The organism is Nonomuraea angiospora (genome assembly GCF_014873145.1).
In the GTDB taxonomy this organism is placed as follows: Bacteria; Actinomycetota; Actinomycetes; order Streptosporangiales; family Streptosporangiaceae; genus Nonomuraea; species Nonomuraea angiospora.
In genome coordinates this window covers 4689719-4707198 of sequence record NZ_JADBEK010000001.1, presented here as the reverse complement: position 1 = coordinate 4707198, position 17480 = coordinate 4689719, and the positions used below count along the sequence as shown (strand labels likewise).

17 protein-coding genes are annotated in these 17480 nt (G+C 68.3%); 10 read left to right on the top strand and 7 right to left on the bottom strand.

The window, feature by feature from the left end:
* Positions 1 to 75: 75 nt before the first annotated feature.
* Positions 76 to 1098, top strand: coding sequence for a PHP domain-containing protein (locus tag H4W80_RS21255; RefSeq protein ID WP_192786694.1), 1023 nt, complete (start codon positions 76 to 78; stop codon positions 1096 to 1098).
* 3 nt (positions 1099 to 1101) lie between these two features.
* Here the strand turns inward: H4W80_RS21255 and H4W80_RS21250 are convergent, their stop codons facing one another.
* From H4W80_RS21250 to H4W80_RS21240, 3 genes are read right to left on the bottom strand one after another with little or no spacing between them, the layout of a single operon-like run.
* Positions 1102 to 1938: a carbohydrate ABC transporter permease gene (locus tag H4W80_RS21250; RefSeq protein WP_192786693.1), complete on the bottom strand. Its 837-nt coding sequence runs from the start codon at positions 1936 to 1938 to the stop codon at positions 1102 to 1104.
* Entirely contained in the window at positions 1932 to 2807 is an 876-nt protein-coding gene (locus H4W80_RS21245; RefSeq protein WP_192786692.1) for a carbohydrate ABC transporter permease, read from the bottom strand. The genes H4W80_RS21250 and H4W80_RS21245 overlap by 7 nt, the downstream gene beginning before the upstream one ends.
* An 11-nt stretch (positions 2808 to 2818) precedes the next feature.
* Positions 2819 to 4132, bottom strand: coding sequence for an ABC transporter substrate-binding protein (locus H4W80_RS21240; RefSeq protein ID WP_192786691.1), 1314 nt, complete (start codon positions 4130 to 4132; stop codon positions 2819 to 2821).
* 210 nt (positions 4133 to 4342) lie between these two features.
* On the opposite strand from H4W80_RS21240, the gene H4W80_RS21235 reads away from it, so the two are divergent.
* The 3 genes from H4W80_RS21235 to H4W80_RS21225 are packed head-to-tail and all read left to right on the top strand — an operon-like array spanning position 4343 to position 7331.
* On the top strand, positions 4343 to 5344 hold the full coding sequence (locus tag H4W80_RS21235; protein WP_192786690.1) for an SIS domain-containing protein: 1002 nt from the start codon (positions 4343 to 4345) through the stop codon (positions 5342 to 5344).
* Between the two features lie 7 nt (positions 5345 to 5351).
* The gene (locus H4W80_RS21230) at positions 5352 to 6212 is read left to right on the top strand and encodes a PfkB family carbohydrate kinase (protein WP_192786689.1); all 861 of its coding nucleotides are present in this window, start codon (positions 5352 to 5354) and stop codon (positions 6210 to 6212) included.
* A 30-nt stretch (positions 6213 to 6242) separates the two neighbouring features.
* On the top strand, positions 6243 to 7331 hold the full coding sequence (locus tag H4W80_RS21225; protein WP_192786688.1) for a LacI family DNA-binding transcriptional regulator: 1089 nt from the start codon (positions 6243 to 6245) through the stop codon (positions 7329 to 7331).
* A 117-nt stretch (positions 7332 to 7448) separates the two neighbouring features.
* Here H4W80_RS21225 and H4W80_RS21220 read toward each other — a convergent pair whose 3' ends face one another.
* Complete coding sequence (locus H4W80_RS21220) at positions 7449 to 7658, bottom strand: hypothetical protein (RefSeq protein WP_192786687.1); 210 nt, start codon at positions 7656 to 7658, stop codon at positions 7449 to 7451.
* A 146-nt stretch (positions 7659 to 7804) separates the two neighbouring features.
* Here H4W80_RS21220 and H4W80_RS21215 point away from each other — a divergent pair, with 146 nt between their 5' ends.
* Entirely contained in the window at positions 7805 to 8407 is a 603-nt protein-coding gene (locus H4W80_RS21215; protein WP_192786686.1) for a hypothetical protein, read from the top strand.
* Positions 8408 to 8519: 112 nt separating this feature from the next.
* The gene (locus H4W80_RS21210; protein ID WP_192786685.1) at positions 8520 to 10007 is read left to right on the top strand and encodes a hypothetical protein; all 1488 of its coding nucleotides are present in this window, start codon (positions 8520 to 8522) and stop codon (positions 10005 to 10007) included.
* Between the two features lie 304 nt (positions 10008 to 10311).
* On the opposite strand, the gene H4W80_RS21205 is transcribed toward H4W80_RS21210, so the two are convergent.
* The gene (locus H4W80_RS21205; protein WP_192786684.1) at positions 10312 to 10692 is read right to left on the bottom strand and encodes a DUF5997 family protein; all 381 of its coding nucleotides are present in this window, start codon (positions 10690 to 10692) and stop codon (positions 10312 to 10314) included.
* A gap of 55 nt (positions 10693 to 10747) precedes the next feature.
* Here H4W80_RS21205 and H4W80_RS21200 point away from each other — a divergent pair, with 55 nt between their 5' ends.
* Together H4W80_RS21200 and H4W80_RS21195 are read left to right on the top strand one after the other, a co-directional pair.
* Positions 10748 to 11473: a LysR family substrate-binding domain-containing protein gene (locus tag H4W80_RS21200; RefSeq protein ID WP_318786978.1), complete on the top strand. Its 726-nt coding sequence runs from the start codon at positions 10748 to 10750 to the stop codon at positions 11471 to 11473.
* Positions 11474 to 11587: 114 nt separating this feature from the next.
* On the top strand, positions 11588 to 11884 hold the full coding sequence (locus tag H4W80_RS21195; protein WP_192786683.1) for a hypothetical protein: 297 nt from the start codon (positions 11588 to 11590) through the stop codon (positions 11882 to 11884).
* 7 nt (positions 11885 to 11891) lie between these two features.
* Here the strand turns inward: H4W80_RS21195 and H4W80_RS21190 are convergent, their stop codons facing one another.
* The gene (locus H4W80_RS21190) at positions 11892 to 13085 is read right to left on the bottom strand and encodes an FUSC family protein (RefSeq protein WP_192786682.1); all 1194 of its coding nucleotides are present in this window, start codon (positions 13083 to 13085) and stop codon (positions 11892 to 11894) included.
* A gap of 515 nt (positions 13086 to 13600) precedes the next feature.
* Between H4W80_RS21190 and H4W80_RS21185 the strand changes: the two genes are divergently transcribed.
* Positions 13601 to 14800 (top strand): MFS transporter, encoded by a 1200-nt coding sequence (locus H4W80_RS21185; protein WP_225963581.1) that lies wholly within the window; start codon positions 13601 to 13603, stop codon positions 14798 to 14800.
* A gap of 124 nt (positions 14801 to 14924) precedes the next feature.
* Here the strand turns inward: H4W80_RS21185 and H4W80_RS21180 are convergent, their stop codons facing one another.
* Entirely contained in the window at positions 14925 to 15173 is a 249-nt protein-coding gene (locus H4W80_RS21180) for a hypothetical protein (RefSeq protein WP_192786680.1), read from the bottom strand.
* Between the two features lie 858 nt (positions 15174 to 16031).
* Here H4W80_RS21180 and H4W80_RS21175 point away from each other — a divergent pair.
* Positions 16032 to 17474 (top strand): ATP-binding protein, encoded by a 1443-nt coding sequence (locus tag H4W80_RS21175; RefSeq protein WP_192786679.1) that lies wholly within the window; start codon positions 16032 to 16034, stop codon positions 17472 to 17474.
* The last annotated feature ends 6 nt before the right edge of the window (positions 17475 to 17480 follow it).

Sequence of the window (17480 nt, the reverse complement as noted above, 5' to 3'; positions counted from 1 at the left end):
ATGGGCCGCTCAGCCTATCGGCGGCCCTTGTCCCCGTTCAATCCTGTGTCGTGACCCCGAGGTATGTTCGCTCACATGGAACCGGTTGAGGCCCTGCGCGAGATCGCCTTCCTGCTGGAGCGCGCAGGAGAGCCCACGTACCGCGTACGTGCCTTCCGTCGCGCCGCCCAGGTCGTCGCCGACCTGCCCAGGGACGAGCTCGTGCGGCTGGCCCGCACCGGCGGTCTCGGCGACCTGCCCGGCATCGGGAAGGTCACCGCCCTTGTGGTCAACGAAAGCCTCGATGGGCAGGTTCCTACGTATTTGCGGCGGTTGCAGGCGACCGACGGCGTGCAGCTCGACGAGGAGACGCAGGCGCTGCGCGGCGCGTTGAAAGGCGACCTGCACAGCCACTCCGACTGGTCGGACGGCGGCTCGCCGATCGAGGAGATGGCCGAGGCGGCCCGCGGGCTCGGCCACGACTACCTGGCGCTGACCGACCACTCGCCCCGGCTGACCGTGGCCAAGGGCCTGTCGGCCGAGCGCCTCGAACGTCAGCTCGACGTGGTGGCCGAGCTGAACGAGCGGCTGGCCCCGTTCCGGATCCTGACCGGCATCGAGGTGGACATCAACGCGGACGGCTCCCTCGACCAGTCACCCGAGCTGCTGGAGCGGCTGGACGTGGTGGTGGCCAGCGTGCACTCCAAGCTCCGCATGGACGGCGACGAGATGACCCGCCGCATGGTCACCGCCGTCGCCAACCCCCTGGTGGACGTGCTCGGCCACTGCACGGGGCGGGTCGTGAAGGCCGGCGGCAGGCGCGGCGAGCGCCGCCCGGAGTCGTCGTTCGACGCCGAGCTGGTCTTCGAGGCCTGCCGGCGGTTCGGGGTGGCGGTGGAGATCAACTCCCGGCCGGACCGGCTGGACCCGCCCAAGAGGCTGCTGCGGCTGGCGTACGAGATGGGGTGCGTGTTCGCGATCGACTCCGACGCCCACGCGCCCGGCCAGCTCGACTGGCAGCACTACGGCTGCGAACGGGCGGCGCGGTGCGGCATCGAGGCCGACCGCGTCGTCAACACCTGGCCGCTGGAGCGGCTGCTCGGCTGGACGGCCGCCTGAGCGTCACTTGCCGACCCCGTCGGCGAGCCCCTTGACGATGTAGCGCTGGCCCAGGAAGAACAGCAGGACCACGGGGAGCGCCGCGATCACCATCCCGGCGAAGACGACCGGGTACTCGGTGCCGTGCTTGCTCATCAGGCTGGTCAGGCCCACGGGGAGGGTCTGCACGCCGGTGCCGCTGGTGAAGATCATCGCGAAGAGGTACTCGTTCCAGGTGAAGAGGATGTGCAGCAGCACCGTCGAGGTCAGGATCGGCTTGCACATCGGCAGGATGATCCGCCAGAACGCCGTCCACCGGCCCGCGCCGTCCATCTCGGCCGCCTCGTCCACCTCGCGGGGCAGGTCGATCATGTACGCCCGGATGAGGAAGGTCGTGAACGGGACGCGGAAGGCGGTGTAGAGGATGAGCAGCGCCCAGAACGTGTTGTACAGCCCCATCGCCTGGAACATCTTCACCAGCGGCACGAGCGCCACGGTGGGGGCGAGCATGAGCCCGCCGAGGATCGCCGCCGTGAGCGTCCGGTTGAGCGGGACGTTCACGCGGGTGAGGCCGTAGGCGGCCCACGCGCTGACGAACACCGTGGCGACCGTCGAGGTCAGCGTGACCAGCACGCTGGTGGTCAGGTAGTCGCTGACGCCGCGGTTCCACGCTTTCTGGTAGTTGTCGAAGCTCCAGTGCAGGGGCAGCGCGAACGGGTCGCCGAACAGCTCGGCGTTGGTCTTGAACCCGTTGAGGGTCATCCACAGCAGCGGATAGACCACGACGACCGCGAGGGCCAGCAGGAAGGCCCACATGAAGACGCGGGCGATCACCGCGAGGAAGCTCAGGCGCGTCACCATTCCACCCTTCTCCTGCGGGTGACCCACAGCTGTGCCACCGCGATGCCGAGCGTGATCACGAACAGGACGGTCGCGACCGCGGCGGCGTAGCCGAAGTTGTTGCGGACGAACCCGCTGCGGTACAGCCAGGTGCCCAGCACCTGCGTCGAGTTGTTGGGCCCGCCGGCGGTCATCACCATGACCTCGTTGAACACCTGGAACGCGCCCGAGATCGTGACGATCGCCATGAGCCCGGTCATCTCGCGCACGAGCGGCACCGTCACGTGGACGAACCGGCGGATCGGGCCGACGCCGTCGATGGCTGCGGCGCCGTAGATCTCCGAGGGGATGCGCTGGATGGCGACCGCGAACAGCAGCGTGGAGTAGCCGAAGCCCTGCCACTGGCTCATCGCGATGATCGCCGGCATGGCCGTGCTCTCCTGGCCCAGCCACGCCTGGGCGAACTCGCCCAGGCCCACGGCCTGGAGCGCGTGGTTGAGCGGGCCCAGGTTCGGCTCGTACACGAAGTAGAACAGCAGCCCCGCGACGGTCAGCGAGATCGCCGAGGGGATGAAGTAGACCGCGCGCAGGCCGCGCCGCCAGCGCTCGCTGCCGATGCTCTCGATGAGCGCGGCGAGCAGGAGCGCCCCGAACACCTGGAACACGATGGAGACCACCGCGTACAGCGCGTTGTTGCCCAGCGACGACCAGAACACCGGGTCGTCGACGAGCTTGGCGTAGTTGTCGAGCCCGACGTATTCCTGGCTGCCGCTGTAGATGTCCCACTTGAGCGTGCTGAACTGCAGGTTCTGCACGAGCGGCAGGTAGACGAACACTCCGACCAGCACGAGGGCGGGCAGGACCCATACGAGCCTGAGCGTGGCGCGCACGTGCGGACTCCCTACTTGGCTTCGGCCGAGGCCTGGCGCACGCTCTCGAGCACCTGTTCGGCGGTCTTGCCACCGCTGACCATGGCCTCACCGCCGGCCAGCCAGGCGTCGGCCACCTCGGGCACGGTGACCATGTCGAGCCAGATGGCGAGCTTCGGCGCCTTGTTGACGAGCTGGACGCCCTCGTAGACGGCCTTGCTGGAGGTCTCGGGCGTGACCGCCCCGACGACCGTGCTGGGCTGCCCGTACGGCGGCGCGGACAGCGTCTTGGCGCTCTGCGCGCTCGTGGCGAACTTCATGAAGTCGACGGCCAGGGCGATCCTGGGCGACTTGGCGTTGACCAGGTATCCCTCGGGCGAGCCCTCCAGCACCGCCGGGTCGCCGGGGTGGTTGACCGGGACCGGGAGCTGGAAGATGCCGAAGTCGGCGGGCTTGAGCTTGCCCGACGTCGCGTTGTCGAACTCCAGGATCTCCTGGTAGTACATGGCGGCCTTGCCGTTGGCGAAGGCCTCCTGCGCCGAGGAGTAGAGCACGCCGTTCGTGCCGCTCTTCGTGTCGGTGCACTGGTCGACCAGCGTCTTGAACTGCTTGAGCGCGGTGACGTAGCCCGGATCGTCCAGCTTGGCCGTGGCCGGGACGAAGTCGGCCTGCAGCACGGCGTCCGGCACGTTGTAGGCGAACAGTTGCTGCAGGTAGTGCAGGGCGGGCCAGCCGTCCTTGTTGCCGAAGGCGACGGGCTCGTACCCGGCCTTGCGCAGCGGGCCGCAGGCGGCGATGAGGTCCTCGAACGTCTTCGGCACCTCGACCCCGGCCTTGGCGAAGGCGCTCTTGCTGTAGCCCATGAACTTGCCGTTGCCGTACAGCGGGATCCCGTAGTTCTTGCCGTCGCGGGCGAAGGCCGCCAGCGAGCCCGGGCTGAACGTCCTGCCCCACTCCGTGTCCGGGCCGATCACCTTGGTGAGGTCGGCGGCGCGGCCGCCGCGGATGTAGTTGTCCGCCCAGTTGCCGGTCCAGGTGAAGTAGACGTCGGGCAGCGCGTCCGAGGCCGTGAGCGTCTTGAGCTTGTCCTTGACGCTCTGGTCGGTCTCCTGGATCAGCTCGACCTTCACCTGCGGGTGCTTCTTCTGGTACTCGGCCGCGAGGTTCTCGAAGTAGGGACCCGTCGGGTCGCCGGCGAACTTGGTGAGGATGCTCAGCGTGCCGGAGAACTCCGGCGTGGCGGCCGCGTCGGCCGCCGGGGCCTGGGCGGGCCCGCCGCCCGAGCAGGCGGCCAGCGTGAGTGTCCCGAGGAGTGCCGCGAACGTCGGCAGTGCGCGAGGGCGCATGGGCTTCCTTTCTCTTTCAGGAACGCCTTTTGGTGTTGGCCGACCTTACAGTGCATCTGATACCGGTACCAGCCCCAGTCGCCAAGATCTTTTGTCGTCCTCCTGAAGTAGCTGGTTGTTTGACGTATCGAGGGCTTCTGTGTCAACGTGACTGCCGCGTGATACCGGTATCAGGTCGGTCGCGCGACATTTCTTCGAAAGGATGCGAAGATGCTCGGGTTCAACGAGCCGGAATTTCTCTCCCAGGTGACGAGCGCGGTGGGCCTGCGCCCACGGATCGAGGAGCTGGTCGACCGGCTCGTGGACGAGGGGTTCAAGCACGTGCTCCTCGTCGGCGCCGGCGGCACCTACGCCCAGATGTGGCCGTACGAGCACCTGGCCCGGCGCGCCTCGACGCTCGACGTGCGCGCCGCGATCGCCGCCGAGCTGATCGTCTCCGGTGACGCCCGCCTGGGCGAGGACACCGTGGCGATCTTCACCTCGGTCTCCGGCACCACCGACGACACCGTCCGCGCGATCGAGTACTGCAAGTCCAAGGGCGCCTTCACGGTCTCCTTCACCGGCCACCCGGACTCGCCCGTGGCCACGAAGGTGGACGCGGCGCTCGTCTCGCAGCCCAAGACCTGGCCCTTCGACATGCAGCTGCTGCTGTTCATGACCCGGCTGCTCGCGCGCCGGGGCGAGTTCGACGGGTACGAGAAGTTCGCCGCCGAGTTCGAGGGCATCCCGCAGATCCTCGTCGAGGTCGCCAAGCAGGCCGAGCCGGTGGCCGCCGCGTTCGCCGAGGCCCACAAGGACAGCGACTACCACTTCCTCGTCGGCGGCGGGAACCTCTGGGGGTTCACGTACCTCTACTCCATGTGCATCCTCGAGGAGATGCAGTGGCTGCGCACGACCAGGGTCCACAGCGCGGAGTTCTTCCACGGCTCGCTCGAGCTGCTCGAAGAGGACACCAGCGTGATCATCTTCCAGGGCGAGGACGAGACGCGGCCGCTCACCGACCGCGCCGAGGCGTTCGCCCGGCGCGTCTCCAAGGACGTCACCGTCTTCGACACCCGCGACTACCCGCTCACCGGGATCAGCCCCGAGTTCCGCGGCCTGCTCGCGCCGCTCGTGCTCGACACCGTGATGAGCCGCGTCAGCAAGCACCTGGAGCGGGTCCGGGACCACTCCCTCGACCTGCGCCGCTACTACCGGGTCATGGACTACTGAGGCCCGCATGCGAGTGCTCGGCTTCGGCGACAACATCGTCGACCGGTTCATCGACCGGGGCGTCGACTACCCCGGCGGCAACAGCGTCAACGTCGCCGTCTACGCCCGCCGCCTCGGCCTCGAGTCGGCCTACCTGGGCGTCTTCGGCGACGACTCGCTCGGCGGCTTCCTGCGGGAGTCGATCGCCGCGGAGGGGGTCTCGATCGACGCCTGCGTCGTACGGGAGGGCGAGAGCGGCGTCTCGCACCTGCGGGTGGACGACGGCGACCGCGTCTTCCTCGGCTGGAACGGCGGCGGCGTCACCGTACGCGAGCCTCTCGTGCTCGACGACGGCCTGCTCGGCTATGTGGGCGGCTTCGACCTCGTGCATTCGAGCGTCTACTCCCGCAGCGAGCCGGAGCTGCCGAAGCTGGCCGGGCTCCGCACGCTGGTCAGCTTCGACCTGTCCAGCGAGGAGGAGTACCGCAGCCCCGCCTACCTCGACCGCGTCTGCCCGCACGCCGACCTCGTGCTGCTGTCCTGCTCCGGCCTCGACGCGGCCGCCACCGGCGACCTCCTGGCCGAGGCGGTACGGCGGGGCGCCCGGCTCGCGGTCGGCACGCGCGGCGTGGACGGCGCCATCGCCCACGACGGCCACGCCCTGGTGAGCGCTCCCGCGCGGCGCGCCGACGGCATCGTGGACACGATGGGCTGCGGCGATGCCTTCCTCGCCGGGTTCGCCGTCTCGCTGCTGCGTGACGGCTGGACCTCCGGGGAGCGGCCGGGGCTCGGCCGGGTCGCGCGGGCGCTGGCCCGGGGGGCCGAATCGGCGCGCGATCAGTGCTTCGTCGAGGGCGCCTTCGGCCGCGGCCGGCTGACTACGATGTGATGGGCCGATCAGGAACGGGGGAAGGGATCCATGCCAGCTGACCGTGGCCAGGGGCCGACGATCTCCGAGGTCGCGGCCGAGGCCGGCGTGGGCCGCGCCACGGCGGCCCGTACGCTCGGCGGCTACGGATACGTCAGCCCGGAGCTGCGCGCGCGGGTGCTCGCGGCGGCCGAGAAGCTCGGCTACCGCGCCAACGCGCTCGCGCGCAGCATGTCGACGGGCGTGAGCCACACCCTGGGCGTGATCGTGGCCGACATCGGCAACCCGTTCTTCGCGGGGTTGCTGCGGGGGATCTCCGACACCGCGCGGGCGCGGGGGTTCGACGTGATCGTGCTGAGCACGTACGAGAACCTCCAGGCGGAGATCGCGGCCACCGACGTGCTCATCGACAAGCGGGTCGACGGCGTCGTGGTCGCCTCGGCCGCGCTCGACCGCGACCAGGTCGCCCACATCAGGGCGGCCATGGACCGGGGCATCCCCGTCGTGCTCGTCGACCGCGCGGTGGCCGCCCTCGACCTCGACGCGGTCGTCATCGACAACCGCGACGCGGCCCGCGAGGCGGTCGAGGTGCTGATCGCCGCCGGTCACCGGCGCATCGGGTTCGTGTGGGGGCCGCCGGTGGCGCAGCCGCCGGCGACCAGGCGCGAGCTGCTGGCTGCGGCCTCGCGCAACCTGTGGACCGACGGCGAGCGGTTGCGGGGTTACCTCGACGCGCTCGACGACGCGCACATCCCGTTCGATCCCGAGCTGGTGATGGTCGGGCCCAAGACGGAGGCGCGGGTGGTGGGGGAGGTCGGCCGCATGCTCGCCCTCCCCGACCGGGTCACCGCCGTGTTCTGCACGGAGACGGACGGCATGACCGGCTCCCTGCGCGCCCTGCGCAAGGCGGGGCTGTCCTATCCGGACGACGTGGCGCTGATCGGGTTCGACGACAGCGCGTGGGCGGCGGTCATGGACCCGCCCCTGACGATGATCGCCCAGCCGGTGCACCAGCTCGGAGCCAAGGCGGCAGAGGTCCTGCTCGACATCCTGGGCGGCGCCGAGCCGGCCCGCACCATGCACACCCTGCGCTCCGAGCTCATCCAGCGCGCCTCGGTCGCTCCGCCGGCCTCGCGCTAGTCGATCGGCGCTCCAGACGCAAGCCTTGGCAAGCGCTTTCCAGGCAGCCCGACGGCGAGGGTCGGCGTGCACGAGTCGCCGCGACCATCACCGGTCACCCGACCGGCGGCCGTACCTTCACCGGCGAGGTGAAGGTACGGCCGTAACGTCCGCCCCGCTCTTCTTGCGCTTCCGCAGCAGATCTCGAACATGCAGGTGAACGAGCAGGACCCAGCCGACGATCACCACGAGCCGCCCCAACCACCACCATGAACCCAGGTTCCAGTCGAACAGCAATGAATAGCCAGGCCAGGGCTCGCCTGTGAGCAGCCCCAGGGTCTGGGTCACGAGGACGAACAGGCCACAGACGATGAAGGATAGGTTGATCCAGATCGGCCATGCCGGGCGAAGCCGCTCCTGGGGGCGGGGCGTGCGCGTGTCATCGGAACCCGATCGCCTTGCCTTTGGTCCGATCTCGCTTACACTCGGCGCGCATGCGATTAAAGATGATCTTCGCGCTTTTCGTCGTCTACGCCGTCACGGCGGCGCCCTTGTTTCTACCCGGTGAGTGGCGGGTGGTCGTCCAACCCGCCACGGATGATGCGGTCGAGGTGTATTACGAAGCCATTCCGCCCGTCCTGCTCAGGTCGTACGAGGGGATCGAGCCGTTCAACCGGGCGCACGAAATAGCCCGGCTAAGGGCTGAGACCTATCCGGACGATCTCGCGCCCCCTTATATCGCCCACGGAGGGTCGTACCGGCTCGTCGCTCCCTATGTCACGACGCGGGGACGTGCACTGGCCTCTCCGGTGATCTCGGGTGCGTACCGGTCCGAGGGGAAACGGGTCACGTACGAGATCGTGCCGGAGGTGCGGCCGGTGGCGAACAGCCAGGCGGCGCTGAGCCGGGCGGCCGATGGCGACTGGCCGATTCGCGAACCCGGCGCCTTTGGCACGGGGATCCGCGCGGAGCTCAACCGGGTCGTCCTCGAGGCCAATGCCTTCGATCAGGATCTGCGCCGAAGGCTGGCCGATCAATTCGGCGGGCTCATCGTCGTCCAGTGGAATCCGTTCGGCGGCCGAAACCGGATCATGTGAGCCGCCGGAGGTCCTGATCAGGCGCCGGGCACAGCTCGCGGACCACAGGTAAGCGAGGCATCATGCCTGAAGTCCAACGCGAAAGAATGCCGGCGCTCAGTACCATTCGGCCATGATCTTCGAGCTTGGCGGGCTCCTGATAATCGCCGTTTTCGTGGGCATTCCCGTGGTGTTGGCATTCGGATCCATGGCGGTCGCGGTGCTGTCGGCACCGCGCAACCGCCACCTGCGTGTACGCCGGCGATATGTGGTCGGGGGTCTGTTCGCGTCGTTCGGCGGCGTCTACATGATGGCGTTCGGTGCGTGGGCGGCGCGTGAAGAGTCGCGCTACGGCATCATCGAATGGGCCAGGATCATGCTGGCGACTCTGGCGGGCGCGGGTTTGCTCCTCTTGGGTTTGGGGCCGTTCGCCTCGTGGCTGCTGGAAATCCTCGGCCGGTACGCGGAGCGGCTGCCGCTGCCCGTTCGCCTGGCGGCCCGCGACCTGGCCGGTCGTCGTGTGGCCACGGCGCCGGCGATCACGATGACGATGATGACGACAGCCCTCGGCGTCGCGTTGACGATCATCGCGGTCGGCGTGACGGCGCAGAGCGAAGCCGCCTACTCTCCCCTGGCCCGGCCAGGCACCCTCCTGGTGGGGCACTTTTCGGCGGAGCACGCTGATTCCGTGCGTACGGCGATCCAACGGGAGTTACCCGGAGTGCCCATCACTCAAAGCGAGGTTCCGAGCCATCCTGCGGGTGAATTCCGGCACTTCGGCGTGGTCGCCGAGAACGTCGAGCCGCCAGACGAATCCGTCTACCCGAACGAGGTCATCGGTGACGAGACGCTGCTGCGGTATCTCACAGGTGACCAGTCGACGCCGTACGACGAGGGCGCGGCCGTGGTGATCACGACCGCTGACGTGAAGGTGGACACGGTCAAGATCCACTACGACGTCACCGGGAACGACGACCCGCTGACGAGCAAGACCATTCCGGCGATCGTCGCCAGAACCGTCGACCCTCACATGCAGACGATCTTCGTCCCGGCGGAGGTCCTCCGGAACATCGGCTACCGGACGGAGCCGGACGAGCTGATCGTGGATCCCTCTCTCCGTCGTATCTCGGCGGACGAGCAGGAACGGCTCGACAGCCGGCTGGGCGATGTCTCGGACACCTATGTCGAGCGAGGATTCCAGCCTTCGACCGGCTGGCAGGTCGTCGTTGCGGCGGCGCTCCTTGCCGCACTCAGCGGCGCGATGGCCGCCGGTGGCGGTAAGGCCACGCGTCCACGGTTGGACCGTGTGCTGAGGCGGGCCGGGGACGGCTCGGCCGCGACGGTCCGGTGGTTCGGGGCCTGCCGCGCGGGGCTCAGCGCGGCGTGCGGCACGGTGCTGGGCGCGGTCGCCGGGTGCCCCATCGGGCTGTTGCTGATATGGCCGTGGACAGCGTCGACCTCATGGGATTCGCTGCCACGGGTGTCCTTCGAAACCCCATGGCCGGCGATCGCGGCCATGGTCGTAGGGCTGCCCGTCCTCGCCGCTGCCCTGGGCGGCCTGCTCACCCGCGAGCAAGCCGGCAGCGGCCTCTCCGCGAAAAGCACGGCAAAGAGTCTGTAGCCGGCGAGACCGGATACGGCGCTGGGCTGCAGAAGTCTGACGCAACGCAATCCTGGTATGCGTGACGCCCACACCTTCCCTGCACTCTTGGCTCCTGCGTGGGTATCCATTTTTTTGTCGGGTGCTCGGCCCTGATCGGCTGTGCACCCCAATCCGAGAATGGCGCCTCTGACCCCGCGTCGCTGTTGACCAATACATCAATGCGCTGAATCACGCCGATCACCAGGCGATCGCGCGGCTCGGAGTGAAATCACCGGCTCTCTGGTTTCGACGGGCTTGTCTCGGGCCGGAGACGAGCGGGATCTCAGCTGTCCTGCCGTTGCTTGAGGCGGAGTGCTTCTTTGCGGGCCTCGGCCTGGACGGACCGCTCGTGCTCCAGCCACGCCGGGTTCTCCGCCTTCAGCGCATCGATCTCGGCGGTGGTGAGCGGTTCGGTGATCCCGGCTCTGATCAGGCCCGAATTGGAGACCCCGAGCTTCGCGGCGACGACCTGCCTGGGGTGCGGGCCGTTGCGGCGCAGCTCAGTGAGCCAGGCGGGCGGCCTCGACTGCAATTCGTTCAGCTCGTCCCTGGAGACGACGCCCGCCTGGAACTCGGCGGGAGTGGCCGAGAGGAGGACACCCAGTTTCTTGGCCGCCGTCTCGGGCTTCATCGTCTGGATGCTCTTCGGTTTGGACGAGGTCATGACGTCAAGAGTAGTCAGTCGGAACGGGTTTCCATGACATCGATACCCTGAGGACGTGACTGACGGGGAGACCAAGGTGTTCCGGCTGGCGTACGTGCCTGGGGTGACACCCGCGAAATGGGTCAACATCTGGTCGGAGAGGATGCCCGACGTGCCGATCACCCTGGCCACGGTTGCCGCGGCCGAGGCGGTGGGTCTCCTCCGGGACGGCGGCGCCGACGCCGGCTTCGTCAGGCTGCCGGTCGACAGGGACGGGCTCAGCGTGATTCCGCTCTACGTGGAGACCACGGTGGTCGTGGTGCCCAAGGACCACGCGGTGGCCGCCGTCGACGAGGTGTCCGCCGCCGACCTGGCCGACGAGGAGGTGCTCCATCCTCTGGACGACACCATCGAGTGGACGGTCCGGCCCGGACTGCCCGCCTTCACCCGCCCGGCCACGACGGCGGAGGCGATCGAGCTCGTAGCGGCCGGCGCCGGGCTTCTCCTGGTTCCGCAGTCGCTGGCCCGCCTCCACCACCGCAGGGACCTCACTTACCGGCCGGTGTCGGACGCGCCGCAGTCCCAGGTCGCCCTGGCCTGGCCCACGGACGCGACCACCGACCTGGTGGAGGACTTCATCGGCATCGTGCGTGGCCGGACAGTGAACAGCTCGCGGGGCCGTACCCCTGCCTCCCCTGCGGAGAAACCGGCACAGCGGCAGCCACAGAAACCCGCGAAGAACCGCTCCGGCCGCCGGGCGGTCGCGGCCGACCGTAAAAGGAAGGGCCACCGGCCCCGGTGACCTGCGTCAGTCAAGCCGAGGGAGCAGCACCGAGATGGTCATGAAGCACAACCGGCCGTGATCGGGCGTGCCCTTTCGCGCATCTCAGGTACTGCCCCTCCTCGACTCCTGTCGGTGCAGCCTGGTGGCGCCGCGGACGACTTCGCGACGGCGGCGTCCGAACGGGTGCAGCTGTGGGCCGCGCAGACCCCCGTGCCCTGGGCCGGCGCGGTGGCGCTGCGCTGCCGGGTGCTGCCGGCCTCGGACGAGGAGGCCGAGCGGTATTCCGAACAGGCGCTTCGGCTGCATCTGCGGGGCGGCCGGCTGTTCGAGCGGGCCCGTACGGAACTGCGTATCCGAAGCTCTGGGTGGCATTGCGGGCCGAGCCGGCCACGCTCGATCCGGAGGAAGGCGGGCGGGCTGCTCGATTGAACGCGCCTTACGTCTTCGCTCGGCCGTAGCCGGGCAGGGTGTCCTGGTGGTCGGAGAGGATGGCCAGGATGCGGTCGGCGTCGGTGAGCAGGCTGCCGCTGAGCGCCCAGCCGCCGGGGTGCTCGATCTCGCCGTGGCGGATCTCGCTGGTCATCCGCTCATGGATGCGGGCGGCATGGGCTTGGGCGCGGCCGATCAGTTCATGCGTATGGGCGGGGTCGCCGCGGCGTACCTTGCTGGCCAGCGCCTCGGCCAGCAGGTCGAGCAGGTCGGCGTAGTCGCGGGCGTAGTCGTCGCTGACGTCGGCCGGCTGCCCGGGGCCGGTCCCCGGAGCGGCGGGGTGGTCGAGGTAGGACAGGGCGTGCACGATGGCGTGCACGTGCGCCGCCGCCGACGTCAGCAGCCGCAGCACCGGGCTCGGGTCGGCGGCGCCGGATCGCGGATGGAGGCGAAGGCGCAGGTTGTAGCGACGGCTCTCGGTTCTGTCGGCCACCGCGGTGGTGGCCGCGGCCAGATGCTCGTCCAGGCGTACGGCCTGGCGTTCCCATTCCGGCAGCTCGGACAGATCCCAGCCGTCGCGCAGCCCTTCGGCCATGGCACCGAGCAGGGCGGCGGTCTCACGGCCGAGGCGGCGTACCGCCAGGACGGGACGGTCGCGATACAGCGGCGGCCACAGCAGCAGGTTCACGCTTATCCCGCTCATCGCGCCGATGGCGGTGGCCACGACGTAGCCCAGCAGATAGCCCTCCTCGGAGGCGGCGCCGAAGGACAGCATGAGCACGGCGGTGGTGGCGACGTCGCTGCCGTGACGCCCCATCCGACGCCAGCGCGCGGCCAGCAGCGCGGGCGGCACGATGAGGACCAGGCTCAGCACGCCCAGGCCCATCACGTATCCGACGGCGCCGGCCAGGATGACCCCGGTGGCCACGGCCGCGACGCGGCGCAGCCCGTTGGTCAGCGTCTGGTAGACGGTGGCGTGCACCATGATCACGGCGGTGGCCGGCGCGATCCAGGCCGCCTGGGACAGCGACAGCCGGCTGGCCACCAGCCAGGCCAGCACCGCCGCCAGGGTGGCCTTGGCGATCTGCCGCACCTGTAACCGCTGGTGCGAATCCGGCCTGGCCAGCCCTGCGAGCTGCGCCCGGACATAGGCGACCTGTCGCTCGGCCGATGCGGTTAAATGTCTCCACCTATCGCCCATGGGTGGACATCTCCCCATATGGCGGCACGAGATGTACGCGAACGGCGGTGCGATGAGTCGTGGCCACCGCGACCGGATCGGCCGAGTCGATCCGAGGGCTGATCGCCGAGCGGCGAAGACCATGGCCTTGCCTACGCCCGCCCTCGCGCACCTTCTGTGTCAGCGCGTCCAGTCAGCACTACGACCTGCACTTCTGATTGACCGCGGCGCCGGCAGTCCGCAATTCATCCCGCGCATATCCCGGATCTTGAGTCTCGGCCTTGTTCCGGTGTCCAAGGGGCATGTTGAGCCGTTCGCCTGCCTCGTCGCACCGGGAGAAACCATGGCTTGCTCTCGACCGACAAGCCGAGCCGACAGCGCACGCCCAGGGCTGCGTGATCCCTTCTGCGGCTACTTCGGCTTGTTCGCCGAGAGTGGATCAAGATAGACCTCTCGAACGGCACTGTGATCTGATCTTCTAAGCCTGCCTCGGGTTGCCTGCACATAGATGATCAGATCTACGGGAGAGGGAGCCGATGGTTTCGGCGTCATTGGGACCGGCGTACCACCGGTTATGGCTGGCGACGGTGCTGTCCAATCTGGGCGATGGGATTCGGATGGCCGCCTTGCCGTTGTTGGCAGCCGCCATCACCTCTGATCCGGTCGCGGTGGCTGGTGTCGCCATCGCCGGGCAGAGCCCGTGGTTGTTGTTCGGGCTGTTCGCCGGGGCGATCATTGATCGATTTGACCAGCGTCGCCTTGCTGCGGCCGTCGATGTGGTTCGGGTATCGATGCTGGCCGTCCTGGTCGTTTCGGTTTCTCTGGATTTTGCCGGGATCGCGCTGCTTTACCTGGTGGCGTTCGTCTGCGGTGTAGGCGAGACGCTGCGCGACACCGCAACGGCCACGCTCCTTCCGCCTCTGGTGAAAGACGCCGATCTCGACCGGGCCAACGGTGGATTGGTCAACGCCGAGGTCGCGGGGAACGAATTAGTGGGGCCGCCGATCGGTGGATATCTATTCGGCGTGGCGCTGGTGCTCCCGTTCGCAGTCAACGGCGGAGCCCTGGCCTTGGCGGCCGCTCTGATCTTCAGCCTGCCTGACGTGTTCGCGCCGAAAGCCGGTTCGTACGGCACCAAGGGCCGGATCTGGAGTGACACGCGCGCCGGTCTGCGGTGGCTGATCAAACATCCTCGCTTGCGAATGATCGTGGGCTTGGGTGCCGTGTTCGCGGCGATGGACAGTGCCTGGTTCGCCGTGCTCGTGCTCTACGTGCCTCAGGTCCTCGGTCTACCGGCTTGGGGCTATGGCGTGTTGCTGGGCGTCGGCGCCGTTGGGGGGCTCGCCGGAGGGTTCTTCGCGACACGGGTCACGCGAATGATCGGACCTGGGGGGGCTCTGGCTGGGTGCCTCGGTTTCGCCGCGATCGGGCAACTGATGATCGGCCTTACCGCTTCTGCCGTCGTGGTGGCCGTGGGTCTGGTCATCACGAGTGCTGCGTTCGGCGTGTGGGCCGTCGTGGCCCGTACTACTCGTCAGCGGCTTACTCCAGCCGAGATGCTCGGTCGAGTGAGCAGCGCGGCGATGACCGCGGTGATGAGCGCGTCTCCGCTGGGAGCCCTCCTCGGTGGCCTGCTGGCGGCCGAGTGGGGGTTGAGAGCGCCGATCCTCGTTGGAGTTCCGGTCTTGACGGTGGCGGCTGTCGTTTGCTTCCTCGCGATGCGCGAACGCGGCTGAGTCGCGTACAGACCTCCAGGCCGATCACCCCGTCGCCGTCGCCGTCGCCCCAGGCCTTGGTCCGCTGGGTGGTTGGCATCACGGGCCAGTCCGCTCTGCGGCGGTGCGGCGCTTGGTCGGCGGGTCAGGGGCGTACGGGTGGGGCGGGCGTACGGCGGTGCCCCGCGCGGCGCTCGCGCGAGAACGACCCCCAGGCCGCACGCGCGGCGCGGGGCGTACGGAGGCACGCCGCGCCGCTGCTCGACTCGCGGCCCGGGCCGTCCGCGTTCGGCAACAGCACGTCGTGCTCGGCATGGGCGAGTTCCTCGTGGGCCGTGCGGGAGTTCGTACGGTCGCGATCCCGGAAGTGACCATCCCGGTGCTCCGCGACCACCTCGACCAGTTCGCCGCCCCAGAGACCGACGTGCTGATCTTCGCCGGCTCGCGAGGCGGCATCCTTCGTCGCAGCAACTTCCGGCGCGCGGCCACGGGGGATGAGAGCAGGAGAGGGATCGGCTTCCCGGGTCTGCGCTCCATGATCCCTGGCAGGCCGGCAACACGATAGCCGCGAGCTTCGACGTGAGTCTCAAAGGGGCTCATCTAGTGCATGGGACATGACTCGGTCCGGGCAGCGCTGATCTACCGGTACAGCACGGTGGAGGCTGACCACAGGATGGCCGACGCCCTGAACGCGAAGATCGCGAACCACTCCGATGGATCTTCAAACGGTCTCTCGCACCGGCTAATAGCGCGAAACCCCGGTTCCGTGATCGGAGACGGGGCTCTTGATGCAGGTGGGCGGTACTGGGTTCGAACCAGTGACCCCTCGCTTGTAAGGCTCGTCAGGAGAAGGTGGGATCTTGGGTGACGTGGGTTCTGGTCTCGGCAAACGCTCCGCCCAAGTCCTCGGCCGTCCACGCTCGTCCCTGGCTGTTGTCACTCAGATAGTCACTCAGTGGGACGACGTGGCCGTGTTTTCAGATGGGCTGTCCCCTGGCGAACGAGCGGTGGTTGCGGCTTTGAGAGGACTGGCAAGGCGCTCGAACAGGAGGATGGTGAAGTCGGCGGCGCCGGATGGAGCGGCTCGGCATCACGTCGATCGGGAACTCGTCAGGCCGCGTGGTGCTTGGACGGTCGGCTCCGGGATGCCGGACTCGCTGGGCGGCTACGCGTCTGGGGGCGCCGGATCGGAACAGGACGAAATGTAACCAGAACTCGAGTAAATGTAACCAGTCCATGGTTACATTTACCTATGAGCCAGCACGTGCACGAGTTGGTCGCACGTCTCCGCACGACCGGGGGAGACTACGACGATGTCGAGGTCAAGTCGGCGGCAGGAGGGCTGCCGCAGTCGCTCGCCTCAACTCTGAGCGCGCTCGCAAACCATCCAGGTGGCGGGACGATCATCCTCGGCCTCGACGAGGCCACCGGCTTTCGTCCGGTACAGCTTTCAGATCCGCAAGCTCTCAAGCAGGGCCTCGCTCACAAGGCTCGCTCGTTCTCACCGCCTGTTCAGCTCACGATCAGCGACGCAGAAGTGGACGGGGCGCCGGTCATCGTCGCCAGAGTGCATGAATGCGATCCGTCGGCCAAGCCGTGTCGGATCGCGGCGTCGGGCACGGCATACATGCGGGGGTACGACGGGGACTTCCCACTGTCGGATTTGGAAGAGCAGGCATTCCTTGCCGCCCGTAAGCCACCGCTCTTCGACCGGCAACCCGTGACAGGCGCCACCCGTGAGGACCTGGACGGCGACCTTGTCACAGCATTCCTACGTTCGGTGCGCGAACGGGATCCCCACGGCCTCGGCCGTTTCCCTGACGATGTCGAGTTGCTCCGGCGTGCCGGAGTGACTCTGCCCGACGGCACTCCGACCGTCGCAGGTCTGTTGGCTTTGGGGGTCCATCCACAGGAGTGGTTTCCGCGCTTCGTCATCCAGGCTTCGGCGGAGCCATTGCCGACCGATCCCGCAGGATCGCGGGCTCGGAATCAGACGACGATCACCGGGGCCATTCCGCGGATGCTGGAAGACGCCTTGCACTGGGCACGGCGAACCTTTGACACCAGCGTCGTGTCGGCTCCGGACGGGACCGTTCGTGATCAGCCCGCCTATCCGTACATCGCCTTCCGCGAGATCATCGCGAATGCTCTTATCCATCGCGACCTCGATCATTGGTCGGCCGGCATGGCCGTAGAGGTTCGGCTCCGCCGTGACCGGTTGATCGTCTCCAACCCGGGCGGCCTGTACGGCATCACGGTCGATCGGCTCGGCCGGGATGCTGTCACCTCCGCACGCAATGCGCGACTCGTTGCGATCTGCCAACACGCTCGCACGCCAGAAACAGGCGCGCGAGTGATCGAGGCGCTGGCAACCGGCATTCCGATCGTGGCCAACGCCCTGGCAGAGGCCGAGCTCCCACCTGCGCATTACATCGATGCCGCCATCCGATTCACTGTCGTCCTACGGCAGCAGGCAGGTCCCGTCATCCGTCCGGGCTCCGACCTGAACGAGACGGAGCTACGCGTCTACGACGCCTTGGCGGCCGGGACGCGCAGTGTCGCTGAACTCAAGCAGGAACTGAACCTGTCCGCACCCAACATCCGCAAGGCACTCCGCGAACTGAGATTGAGAGGACTCGTCGAGCAACTGGGGGGCCAAGGACGGTCAACAACCTACCGGAGACTCTCGGAATAGGGGGAG

Bases quoted from the DNA above. Each gene is read 5' to 3' on its own strand.
- H4W80_RS21235 (WP_192786690.1), top strand. From the start codon at position 4,343: ATGCTCGGGTTCAACGAGCCGGAATTTCTCTCCCAGGTGACGAGCGCG.
- H4W80_RS21205 (WP_192786684.1), bottom strand. From the start codon at position 10,692: ATGACCTCGTCCAAACCGAAGAGCATCCAGACGATGAAGCCCGAGACG.
- H4W80_RS21190 (WP_192786682.1), bottom strand. From the start codon at position 13,085: ATGGGCGATAGGTGGAGACATTTAACCGCATCGGCCGAGCGACAGGTC.
- H4W80_RS21185 (WP_225963581.1), top strand. From the start codon at position 13,601: ATGGTTTCGGCGTCATTGGGACCGGCGTACCACCGGTTATGGCTGGCG.
- H4W80_RS21230 (WP_192786689.1), top strand. From the start codon at position 5,352: ATGCGAGTGCTCGGCTTCGGCGACAACATCGTCGACCGGTTCATCGAC.
- H4W80_RS21240 (WP_192786691.1), bottom strand. From the start codon at position 4,132: ATGCGCCCTCGCGCACTGCCGACGTTCGCGGCACTCCTCGGGACACTC.
- H4W80_RS21175 (WP_192786679.1), top strand. From the start codon at position 16,032: ATGAGCCAGCACGTGCACGAGTTGGTCGCACGTCTCCGCACGACCGGG.
- H4W80_RS21250 (WP_192786693.1), bottom strand. From the start codon at position 1,938: ATGGTGACGCGCCTGAGCTTCCTCGCGGTGATCGCCCGCGTCTTCATG.
- H4W80_RS21215 (WP_192786686.1), top strand. From the start codon at position 7,805: ATGCGATTAAAGATGATCTTCGCGCTTTTCGTCGTCTACGCCGTCACG.
- H4W80_RS21225 (WP_192786688.1), top strand. From the start codon at position 6,243: ATGCCAGCTGACCGTGGCCAGGGGCCGACGATCTCCGAGGTCGCGGCC.
- H4W80_RS21210 (WP_192786685.1), top strand. From the start codon at position 8,520: ATGATCTTCGAGCTTGGCGGGCTCCTGATAATCGCCGTTTTCGTGGGC.
- H4W80_RS21255 (WP_192786694.1), top strand. From the start codon at position 76: ATGGAACCGGTTGAGGCCCTGCGCGAGATCGCCTTCCTGCTGGAGCGC.